This is a genomic window from Labrys monachus (genome assembly GCF_030814655.1).
In the GTDB taxonomy this organism is placed as follows: Bacteria; Pseudomonadota; Alphaproteobacteria; order Rhizobiales; family Labraceae; genus Labrys; species Labrys monacha.
Window position 1 is genome coordinate 3,087,594 of the sequence record NZ_JAUSVK010000001.1, and the last position, 10,925, is coordinate 3,098,518.

Below are 10,925 nucleotides of genomic sequence, written 5' to 3' on the forward strand. Positions count from 1 at the left end.
ATTGTCGGAAGAGCGGCCGGGTCGGCCTTGCCCGCATCCGACGCGGTCTAGCCAGACCGGCTTTTTTGCGCTTATTGGCCTTTCGTTCCCGGATGTTTGCGCATGACCCCTCCCCCGCACCTCACCACGATCGGCTTCGACGCCGACGACACCCTCTGGCAGAACGAACAATTCTTCAGGCAGACGGAGGAGCATTTCATCTCGCTGCTCGCCGACCATGGCGACCGCGCCGACATCGCCCGTCGCCTGCTGGAGGCGGAAAGGCGCAACCTGCGGCTCTACGGCTTCGGCATCAAAGGCTTCACCCTCTCGATGATCGAGACCGCCATCGAGGTCGGCGGCAGCAACGTGCCGGCGGAGCTCATCGCCCGCATCCTCGCAGCCGGACGGGACATGCTGGGCCACCCCGTCGAAACGCTGCCGGACGTCGCGGACACGCTGGAGCGGCTGGCAGGGTCCTACCGGCTGATCCTCGTCACCAAGGGCGACCTCTTCGACCAGGAGCGCAAGCTCGCGCAATCCGGCCTCGCCCCGATGTTCGAGGCGGTGGAGATCGTCAGCGACAAGAACACCGCCACCTATGAGCGTGTCTTCGCGCGCCACGGCGCCGGCCCCGCCCGCGGCATGATGATCGGCAATTCGCTCAAGTCGGACGTGATTCCGGCCATCGAGGCCGGCAGCTGGGGCGTCCACGTGCCGCATGACCTCACCTGGGCGCTCGAACATGCCGAGCCGCCGCTGCACGAGCCCCGCTTCCGGCAGATCGAGCGGCTGGGCCGGCTCCCGGCCCTGATCGACGAGATCGAGGGCCGGTAGCGCGGGCCGATGCCCGAGGGCCGTTCCGGAACGGCGGCCTACAGGCCGGCCAGGGCATCCTGCATCTTGGCGCGGCGGGCGGCGGCGTCCTCCAGCCTTTCGCGCTGCTCCTCGATCACTTCCTCCTTCGCCCGGGCGATGAAGTCGGGATTGCCGAGCTTGGCGTTGATCTTGGCGATATCGCCGTCGACCTTGCCGATCTCCTTGACGAGGCGCGCCTTCTCGGCGGCGATGTCGACGATCCCTTCGAGCGCCAGCGCTGCCGTCGCGCCGCGGGCGATCACCTGGATCGATCCCTTCGGCGCGGCCGGAGCGAAGCTGATCTCGCTGATGCGGGCGAGGCGCTTCAGCGTGTCGCCATGCCCGGCGACGCGCGCCTCGATCGCCGGCGTGGCGGCCACCATCACCAGCGGTACCTGGGCGCCCCCGGGAACCCCGATCTCGGTGCGGATCGACCGGATCTCGGTGACGATCTCGACCAGCCAGCCGATCTCCTCGTCCGCGGCGGCATCGAGGAAGCCGCCAAGATCCGGCCATGGCGTCAGAGCGGCGAGGGTCTCGCGCGGCGCGGCGCCGGCCGTGACCGACCAGAGCTCCTCGGTGATGAAGGGCATGAAGGGGTGGAGCAGCAGCGTCGCCTGGTCGAGGATGAAGGCGACCATCGCCTGCGTCTCCCTCGCCGCCGCTTCGTCGCCGCCCTCGATGATCGGCTTGGCGAGCTCGACATACCAGTCGCACACCACGTTCCAGATGAAGCGGTAGACCGCGCCGGCCGCGTCGTTGAAGCGATAGGCCTCGATCGCGCGCTGGATCTCGCCCGCCGCCTTCTCCGCCTCGCCGGCGATCCACCGGTTCAAGGCGATCCTTGCCGTCTTCGGATCGAAGGACGGATCGCGCACGCAGCCCTTCATCTCGGCGAAGCGGGTGGCATTCCACAGCTTGGTGCCGAAATTGCGGTAGCCCTTGACGCGGTCGATCGAGAGCTTGACGTCGCGGCCCGGGGCAGCCATCGCGGCGAGGAAGAAGCGCAGCGCGTCGGCGCCGTAGCGCTCTATGCCGTTGGGGTAGGCCTTGCGTGTCTCCGAGGTCACGTGGGCGACGTCGGCCTTGTTGGCGAGGGCCGCGGTGCGCTTGAGCACGAGCGGCTCCAGGTCGATGCCGTCGATGATGTCGAGGGGGTCCATGACGTTGCCCTTGGACTTCGACATCTTGGCGCCCTTCTCGTCGCGGACGAGGGCGTGGATGTAGACGTCCCGGAACGGCACTTCGTTCATGGTGAACAGGCCCGTCATCATCATGCGGGCAACCCAGAAGAAGATGATGTCGAAGCCGGTGACGACCACCGAGGTCGGATAATATTTGGCGAGCTCGGGCGTCTTGTCCGGCCAGCCGAAGGTGGAATAGGGCCAGAGGGCAGAGGAGAACCAGGTGTCCAGCACGTCCTCGTCGCGGGTGATCGCGGTGCCCGCGCCCCATTTCGCATCCGCCTTGGCGCGGGCTTCGGCCTCGTCGCGGGCGATCACGTAATCGCCGTCGGGGCCGTACCAGGCCGGGATCTGGTGTCCCCACCACAGCTGGCGCGACACGCACCAGGGCTGGATGTTCTCCAGCCAGTCGAAGAAGGTCTTCTCCCAGTTCTGCGGCACGAAGCGCGTCTCGCCGCGCCGCACGGCGTCGAGCGCCCTGTCGGCAAGCGGGCGAACGTTCACATACCATTGATCCGTGAGCCACGGCTCGATCGGCACGCCGGACCGGTCGCCATGCGGAACCTGGTGGGTGTGGGCTTCGACCTGCACGAGGCGGCCGAGCGCCTCCATCTCGGCGACGATGCGCTTGCGCGCCTCGAAGCGCTCGAGCCCACGATAGGCTTCGGGCACGTTCTCGTTGAGATGGGCCTCGGCGGTGAAGATGTTGATCACCTCGAGGTCGTGCCGGCGGCCGACCTCGAAATCGTTGAAGTCGTGCGCCGGCGTGATCTTGACCGCGCCCGTTCCCTTCTCGGGATCGGAATAGTCGTCGGCGACGATCGGGATGAGACGGCCGACCAGCGGCAGGCGCACTCTCCTGCCGACCAGATGGGCATAGCGCTCGTCCTTGGGGTGGACGGCGACGGCGGTGTCGCCCAGCATGGTCTCGGGCCGGGTGGTGGCGACGGTGATGGTCTCGCCCGTCTCCTCGCCCGCCTCGTCCACGACGGGATAGGCGAAATGCCACAGATGTCCGCGCCGCTCCTCCTGCACCACCTCGAGATCCGAGATCGCGGTCAGCAGCTTCGGATCCCAGTTGACGAGACGCTTGTCCTTGTAGATCAGGCCGGCTTCGTGCAGGCGCACGAAGATCTCGACCACCGCCTTGGACAGCCCCTCATCCATGGTGAAGCGCTCGCGCGACCAGTCGCAGGAGGCGCCGAGGCGCTTGAGCTGGTTGACGATCGCGCCGCCGGATTCGTTCTTCCAGGCCCAGACATGCTCGAGGAAGGCGGCCCGGCCGATGTCGCGCCGGTGGATCTGGCGTTCCTGCAGCTGGCGCTCCACCACCATCTGCGTGGCGATGCCGGCATGGTCGGTCCCCGGCTGCCAGAGCACGTCCTTGCCGCGCATGCGCTCGAAGCGGCAGAGGATGTCCTGCAGCGTGTTGTTGAGCGCATGGCCCATATGCAGGGAGCCGGTGACGTTGGGCGGCGGGATCACGATCGAATAGGGGGCGGCGTTCTGGCGGTCCGGGCGGCCGGCGCGAAAGGCCCCGGCCTTGTCCCAGGCTGCCGACACGCGCGGTTCGGCGCTGGCGGGATCAAAGGTGGTCGCGATCATGGTGTTCTTTCAGGCAACGCTGACATCTGCGAGCCTTGCGGCTCCATTTTGCCGCTAGTGACAGGAACAGCCGGCCCAAGTCAACGGAACAAGCGGTCAACGGAACAAGCGCATATCGGCCAGGCGCCAGCCTACACCGTCCAGGCCGTCGCCGGATCCACACTGGCACAGAAGATCGCCGCGCTCTTGCGCGCCTGCTCGACGACCCCGCGGATGATGTCCTGGTGGGTGGAGGACTGGTATGTCGCGATGATTGTCATCGGCGGGAAGCGCTTGGAGACCTTGATGGGGTGAAGCAGCCCCATCCGCAGCTCGCGCCGGATGATGACGCTGGGGATCGGGGCGACGCCGAAGCCGTCGATGACGAGACTGATCATCGCGAACAGCGAGTTGGAGCTCGTGAGCTTGGATGCCAGCACCTGCTCGTCCTGGAAATAGGGCGCGATCTGCCGGTAGGGCGGCGTATCCTTGGGAAAGGTGACGAGCGGCATGCGCGAGAGGTCGTCGACGCTGTAGACCCGGTCGGGATCGATGATCTTGGGCGAGCCGGCCCAGATCATCTGCCACACGCAGCTCACGAAACTGCGGAAGCCGTCGCCGATGGCCGGATCGATCGCGAAGATCAGGTCGAACTCGCCCTTGTTCATGCCGTGCACCAGCAGCTTGGTACCCTCGACCGTCAGCTCGATCTTGAGGTTGGGCAGCGTCTTGTGGAGCGAATCGATCACGTCCGGCATCCAGGTCGCCGCCACCGAGTCGATCGCCCCGATGCGCACCACGGCCGGCGACGTGCTAGCGGGGCTTTTCAGGGACGTCTTCAGGGCATCGATGTTGCCGAGCACGGTCTGGAACACCTGCAGCACCTTCTCGCCCTCGGCCGTGAGGCGGAAGTCGCGCATGCCGCGATGGACGAGCTGGCAGCCGAACTCGTGCTCCATCGCGGCGAGGCGCGAGGATATCGCGGGCTGGGTGCTGTTCATTTCCTCCGCCGTCCGCCCGAAATGCCGATTGCGGGCGAGGATAACGAAGGTCATCATGTCGAGGATGCGCATGGCGTATCCTCTATCAGCATTGCCATGGCTGCACGGCATTTTTGCGGGCCGGGTCCCTTCGCGAGAAACGCTCCAGCTGGAGCAATTGCGATTCCATCGCATCAAAATTTTTTTATAACTTATTGGTTTTTATTATATTTCATAATCGAAAGGCCAAGCGCCTTGTCTGGGACATGCTCTAGCGGGGCATCACGCGGATGCGTTCGGGATCGATGGCGAACGTGACGGCATCGCCCCCGGAAAACACCGTGTCATTGGCGGTTAGGACCCTGATCTCGGTGCCGGCGAGCTCGGCGATGTAGCGGATGCGGGCGCCGAGATAGACGCGGGTGCGGATCCGCACCTGCAGCCCTCCGCTTCCGCCGGCAGCCACCGCCAGATCCTCCTGCCGCAGGGCCAGGGTGACCGGGCCACGCGCCGTTCCCGCCGGCAGCGGACCGAGATGCTGGCCGTCGGCGAGCACGGCCGTCGCCCGCCCGCCCCTTTCCTCGACGGTCGCCGGGACGAGATTGGCGGACCCCAGAAAGCTCGAGGCGAAGGCGCTGGCCGGCCTGGCATAGATGTCGGCGGGCGTGCCCTGCTGCTCGATGCGCCCGCCATTGAGGAGGATGATGCGGTCCGAGAGGCTGAGGGCTTCCTCCTGGTCGTGGGTGACGAACAGTGTGGTGAGGCCGAGCCGCCGGTGAATCTCGATCAGCTCGACCTGCATGTCCTCGCGCAGGCGCGCATCGAGGTTGGAGAGCGGCTCGTCGAGCAGCAGCACCTTCGGGCGGGAGACGATCGCTCGGGCGAGCGCCACCCGCTGCTGCTGGCCGCCCGACAATTGGCGCGGACGGCGTTCCGCCAGATGCCCGAGCTGCACGGTCTCCAGGGCCGCCTTCACCTTCTCCTGCTGCTCCGCGCGCGAGCCGATGCGGCGCATCCGGAGCGGAAAGCGGACATTCTCCGCCACGGTGAGGTGCGGCAGCAGCGCATAGGACTGGAACATCATGGCGATGTCCCGCCGCTCGGGCGGAAGAGGGGTGACGGGACGCCCGTCGATCTCAACCGTCCCTGAGGTGACGCTCTCCAGGCCGGCAACGATGCGCAGCAGCGTGGTCTTGCCGCAGCCCGAGGCGCCGAGCAGGCTCACGAACTCGCCCGAGGCGATGTCGAGCGAAACGCCGTGGATGATGTCGACCGGACCGAAGGATTTGCGGATGGAGTCGAGACGGACATTGGCCATCGGTCAGCTACTCGCGAAACGTTGCAGCCCGAGTATCCTGTCGATCACCAGGATCAGCAGGATCGTCAGGGCGATCATGATGGTGGAGACGGCGGCAACCGAAGGGTCGGGGCTGAATTCGAGCCGGCTGTAGATCTGCACGGGCAAGGTGACCATGTCCGGCTTGCGCAGGAAGAGCGACAGCACCGCCTCGTCGAACGAGATGTTGAAGGCGAAGAACGCCCCAGCGGCCAGGCCGGGAAGGCATTGGGGCACCACCACGAACCACAGCCGCTGCAGGCGTCCGGCGCCCATGGTGCGGGCGGCCTCCTCCAGGAAGGGATCGGCCTCGGACAGCACCGCCAGCGTCGTGCGCACCACATAGGGAAGGGCGACGACCGTGTGGCCGATCCACAGGGTGGCGGTCGAGACCGGCCCGAAAAATGTGCTCCACAGCATCAGCGCGCCGATCGCATAGATGATGGTGGGCAGCACCAGCGGCGACAGGAACACGGTCTCCACCAGGCCTGAAAACGGCAGCCGGCCGCGATGGAGCGCGATGGCCGCCGCGCCCCCGACCAGCGTCGAGAGGACCGTCACGAGCATGGCGATCTGCAGGCTGGCGGCGGCTGCAGCCAGATAGGTGCCGGACGACAGCACGTCCTGGTACCAGCGCAGGCTCAGCCCGTCCGGCGGAAAGGCGATAAACTCGCTCTGCGAGACCGAGACGCCGACCACGACCACCAGCGGCGCGAGCAGCAGGAGGATGGTCAGGATCACGAAGATCCAGGCGAGGATGCGCAGCGGCGCCGGAACAGCCCTAACCATCGCGGCGCGCCGTCATCTTGGCATAGGGTATGAGCACCAGCAGGACACCCGCGAAGAGGATCACCGCCTGCGCCGCCGCGAACGGCCAGTCCAGCGTCTGCGTGACCGATTTGTAGATTGAGGCGGCGAGCACCTGGATCCGCGTGCCGCCCAGCAGGTTGGGCGTGACGAAGGAACTGGCCGACAGCGTGAACACCAGGAGGGATCCGGCGACGATGCCGGGCATGGCCAGCGGCAGCACCACGGTGCGGATCGTGGCGGCGAAGCTGCATCCCATCGTTCGCGCAGCCTCCTCGAGGCGCCTATCCAGCCGGCTGATGACGCCGAGGATGGAAAGGGTCATGAACGGCAGCAGGACCTGCACCATGCCTATCACGATGGCCGTCTCCGTCTGCATCAGGCCGAAGCCGCGATCCGCCAGGCCGAGGTCGCGCAGGATGCGCGGCACGAGTCCGCTGCGGCCGAGGAGCACCATCCAGCCGAAGGTGCGGATCACCACGCTGGTCATCAGCGGCAGGATGACGGCGATCACCATCCACAGGCGCAGCCGGGGGCCGACACGGGCCATGATATAGGCAAAGGGAAAGCCAATCAGGGCGCAGATCAGGGTGATGACCGCGGCAAGCCTAACCGTCCGCCACAGCACGCCCAGATAGAACGGGTCGCTGAGGAAGCGGGCGAAATGATCGAGGGTCACGCCGTCCGGGCCCGATACGCTGAGCGCGAGCATCCGCGCGATCGGCACGAAGAATGCGACGGCGAGCAGGAGCAGTCCCGGCAGGGCGAGCAGCAGGTTTTCCGTACGGTCGGTCATCGGGATCCGGGGTTCGCGGCAGGGAAACGCCGGGGCTCATGCGACTGGAGGATCCGGGCCGAAACCCCGCCATGCCGCCGGAAACGGCGCCACGCGGGGTCACGGTCCGGATCGAAGACCCTAATGGGCGATCGTCTTGTTCCACTTCTCGACCCAGGCCGCGCGGTTGGCCTCGATCGTGGCGGCGTCGAAGCGCAGCAGGCCCTTCACGCCTTCCGCCCCATAGGCGACACCGGCGGCCACCTCCGGCGACAGCACCGCCTTGGCATTGGTCGGCGTGTAGCGCAATTCGTTGGCGAAGCATTCCTGGGCGCTCTTCGACAGCGACATGTCGATGAATTTGAGCGCCAGCTCCTGGTTGGGGCGGTTGGCGACGAGGTTCACCGTGATATAGCTCGCCGGCGTGCCTTCGGCGCCCTGGACGAATTTGGCGGGTAGGCCCGCCTTGGCCAGCGTGAAGGCGTAGTCGGAGGCATAGGGCGCCAGCCAGGCGCCGTTCTGCGCGAATTCCTGCTGGATTTCCGGCGAGGTCGAGACGACGGTGGCGCCGCCGTCGAGCAGTTTCTTCACCGCGTCGAGGCCGGGCTGGATATTGGCGAGATCGCCGCCCTCGACCTTGTTCAGCATCAGGAAGCCGAGCATGCCGTAGCCGTTGGAGATGTCGGCCAGCACGAGATGGGCGCTGGTCTTGGGATCGAGCAGGTCCTTCCAGCTCCTGGGCGCCTCGGACATCGCCTTGCTGTCATAGATCATGCCGATCGCCGCGATCGAATAGGCGGGACCTTCACCCCTGGCGATTCCCGACTTGGCGAAGTCGTAGATGTCGGCGATGTTCGTCAGCTTGCCCGGGTCGATCGGCGCCAGCAGCCCCTCCTTGGCACCGACGATTTCCTGCCCTCCCGAGAAATGGACGACGTCGAATTGCGGGGCGGCCTTTTGGGCCCGAAGCTGGGCGAAGGCATCCGCCGAATAGGCGGTGACCACCTGCACGGTCGCACCGGTTTCCTTCTCGAAGGGCGTGATGACACATTTGCGATGTGCCTGCTCGTAGGCGCCCCCGAACGAATTGATCTTCAGCGTCTTGTCCTGGGCCATGGCGGTTCCCGCCATGAGCGCGAGGACGAGCGTGCCGAGAATCGCCGAACCGAAACGGGTCTTCATGGTGTTTCCTTCTGGCGGCTGGGATGATTACGCGAGGCGGCCGATTTCCACGGTCTTGACGCCCTCGCGGCGAATGAGGCGGCACTGTTCCGCCACCGCTTCGAGCCCTTCGGTCATGCGGCCGAAATAGGTGCAGGGAATCCAGCCGGTGGGACCGAAGGTGCGCCCGCCGACGCCGTAGAACATGCCGATTTCCCAGAATTCGCTGGGATCGATCTTGAAGAAGTTCTTGGGCTGGTAGAACCAGAGCAGTTCGCCGACCTCGGGCTGGATGGTCTGGTTCTCGGGCGGCAGCGCCTTGGGATCGAAGTTCCGGGCCTCTTCGGGCAGGCCCATCATGATTTCGGGACCGGAGAACATCGCATGCGAAGCGGGCCAGCGGATCGGCTTCTCCAGCGCGCCCCACAGGGCCTTGCAGGTCTCGGGAGCGACGTCCCAATAAAGGGAGATTATCCCCTTCACATCGGCATCCACAAAGGTCAAATACAGCTTTTTATCGCTCATTTCGGTTCATTCCGGTTGTAACACCGGCATTTCACGCAGGAGCGGAGGGCAAGTCCAATTCGCACTCGGGATATAGGCGATAAAAATAATCTATCGAAAAATCGAAAGCTGCCCGGAGGCCCGCCCCGCCTTTCCGCGGCGCGGGCGCAGCGATTCGAACCGTCCCTTATTTCTTGGGTCTTGCCGCCTTCTCGGCCGCCTTCCGGGCCCGGTAGGCCTTGGCCCAGCCGGCCACTTCCGTCTGGCGGCCGCGCGCGATCGCCAGGGCATCGGGCGCGACGTCGCGCGTGATCACCGAGCCCGCGCCGATATTGGCGTTGTCGCCGATGGTGACGGGGGCGACCAGGGCCGAATTGGACCCGACGAAGACCCCCGCCCCGATGGTGGTGACATGCTTGAGGAATCCGTCATAGTTGCAGGTGATGGTTCCCGCGCCGATATTCGCTTCGGCGCCGACCCGGGCATCCCCGATATAGCTGAGATGGCTGATCTTGGCGCCGCGTTCCACCAGGGCGGCCTTCACCTCGACGAAATTGCCGACCTTGACGTCCTCTCCCAATTCCGTGCCCGGACGAAGCCGCGCGAACGGGCCGACCGACGCGCCCGCGGCGATGGTCGCTCCTTCGATGTGGGAAAAGCCATGGATGACGGCGCCGGCCTCGATGGCGACGCCGGGCCCGAACCAGCAATTGGGTTCGACCACGACGTCGCTGCCGATCCGGGTGTCATGGGACAGAAACACCGTTTCGGGCGCGATCAGCGTCACCCCGGCCTTCATCGCCGCCCGTCGCAGCCGCCCCTGCATGATGGCTTCGGCGGCGGCGAGCTGCGCCCGGTCGTTGACCCCGTGTACCTCTTCCTCGTCGATCGTCTCGGCGACGGCCCGCAGGCCGCGGTCGCGGGCGATCACCACCGCTTCCGTCAGGTAGAATTCGCCGGGGGCGTTGTCGTTGCCGATGGTGTCGAGGATGGACAGGCCTTCCTCGCCGCGCAGCGCCATCAGCCCGCCATTGCAGAAATCGACCGCCTTCTGCGCCGGGCTCGCGTCCTTCTCCTCGACGATCGCGGTCAGGGCGCCGTCCTCGACCACCAGCCGGCCATAGCCGGTGGGATCGGCGGCGTGAAACCCGAGCACAGCCACATCGGCGCCGCGCTGCAGGGCCTCCTTGAGCCGCCGGATCGAGTCCGGCTGCACCAGGGGGGTGTCGGCATAGAGAACGATGATGTCCTTTCCGTCGACGAGGGCCTCGCGTGCGGCGAGGACGGCGTGCCCGGTGCCCCTGCGCTCGGCCTGCGTGAACACCAGGCAGCCGGGCGCGGCCTTGCGGGCCGCGATCGCCACATCCTCGCGGCCGGGGCCGATCACGACGGCGATCTCGTCGATGCCGGCCTCGGTGACGCTGGCCAGCACATGGCCCAGCATCGAACGGCCCGCGATCTCGTGCAGGACCTTCGGCCTGGCGGATTTCATGCGCGTGCCTTCGCCGGCGGCAAGGATTACTGCAAGGGTCGGTCTGGGCATGGATCTATCCGGAACAGGGGAGGACTTCGCATCGTTCTAGAATCCAATTCTCACGCAAGCCTTACTTTCGAAAGCCGGGGCCTGGAAAATGGGGGACGAGCGGCGGCGACAAGGAATTGGAAATCTCCTTGCCGCACCATCACGACCTCTCGATTCCGCGCCTGCCGGCAGGCCGAGTGTTCTTCACTACACCGCAGAGAAAGAAGGCCGCTCA

At 66.1% G+C, this 10,925-nt stretch carries 9 protein-coding genes; 1 reads left to right on the forward strand and 8 read right to left on the reverse strand.

Going from position 1 to position 10,925, the window contains the following annotated elements; translation table 11 throughout:
- Window positions 1-102 precede the first annotated feature (102 nt).
- The gene (locus J3R73_RS13975) at window positions 103-816 is read left to right on the forward strand and encodes an HAD family hydrolase (protein ID WP_307427760.1); all 714 of its coding nucleotides are present in this window, start codon (window positions 103-105) and stop codon (window positions 814-816) included.
- A 38-nt stretch (window positions 817-854) separates the two neighbouring features.
- On the opposite strand, the gene J3R73_RS13980 is transcribed toward J3R73_RS13975, so the two are convergent.
- The 8 genes from J3R73_RS13980 to glmU all read right to left on the reverse strand — a co-directional run bounded on the left by J3R73_RS13980 (window position 855) and on the right by glmU (window position 10,711).
- The gene (locus J3R73_RS13980; protein WP_307427762.1) at window positions 855-3,626 is read right to left on the reverse strand and encodes a valine--tRNA ligase; all 2,772 of its coding nucleotides are present in this window, start codon (window positions 3,624-3,626) and stop codon (window positions 855-857) included.
- A 131-nt stretch (window positions 3,627-3,757) separates the two neighbouring features.
- Entirely contained in the window at window positions 3,758-4,678 is a 921-nt protein-coding gene (locus J3R73_RS13985) for a LysR family transcriptional regulator (protein ID WP_307427764.1), read from the reverse strand.
- A 178-nt stretch (window positions 4,679-4,856) separates the two neighbouring features.
- Entirely contained in the window at window positions 4,857-5,903 is a 1,047-nt protein-coding gene (locus J3R73_RS13990; protein ID WP_307427766.1) for an ABC transporter ATP-binding protein, read from the reverse strand.
- 3 nt (window positions 5,904-5,906) lie between these two features.
- Window positions 5,907-6,710, reverse strand: coding sequence for an ABC transporter permease (locus J3R73_RS13995; protein ID WP_307427768.1), 804 nt, complete (start codon window positions 6,708-6,710; stop codon window positions 5,907-5,909).
- On the reverse strand, window positions 6,703-7,524 hold the full coding sequence (locus J3R73_RS14000) for an ABC transporter permease (RefSeq protein ID WP_307427770.1): 822 nt from the start codon (window positions 7,522-7,524) through the stop codon (window positions 6,703-6,705). The genes J3R73_RS13995 and J3R73_RS14000 overlap by 8 nt, the downstream gene beginning before the upstream one ends.
- Window positions 7,525-7,644: 120 nt before the next feature.
- Complete coding sequence (locus J3R73_RS14005; RefSeq protein ID WP_307427773.1) at window positions 7,645-8,685, reverse strand: ABC transporter substrate-binding protein; 1,041 nt, start codon at window positions 8,683-8,685, stop codon at window positions 7,645-7,647.
- Between the two features lie 27 nt (window positions 8,686-8,712).
- The gene (locus J3R73_RS14010) at window positions 8,713-9,189 is read right to left on the reverse strand and encodes a DUF3830 family protein (RefSeq protein WP_307427775.1); all 477 of its coding nucleotides are present in this window, start codon (window positions 9,187-9,189) and stop codon (window positions 8,713-8,715) included.
- A 166-nt stretch (window positions 9,190-9,355) separates the two neighbouring features.
- Window positions 9,356-10,711 (reverse strand): bifunctional UDP-N-acetylglucosamine diphosphorylase/glucosamine-1-phosphate N-acetyltransferase GlmU, encoded by a 1,356-nt coding sequence (gene glmU, locus J3R73_RS14015; RefSeq protein ID WP_307427777.1) that lies wholly within the window; start codon window positions 10,709-10,711, stop codon window positions 9,356-9,358.
- Between the last annotated feature and the right edge of the window lie 214 nt (window positions 10,712-10,925).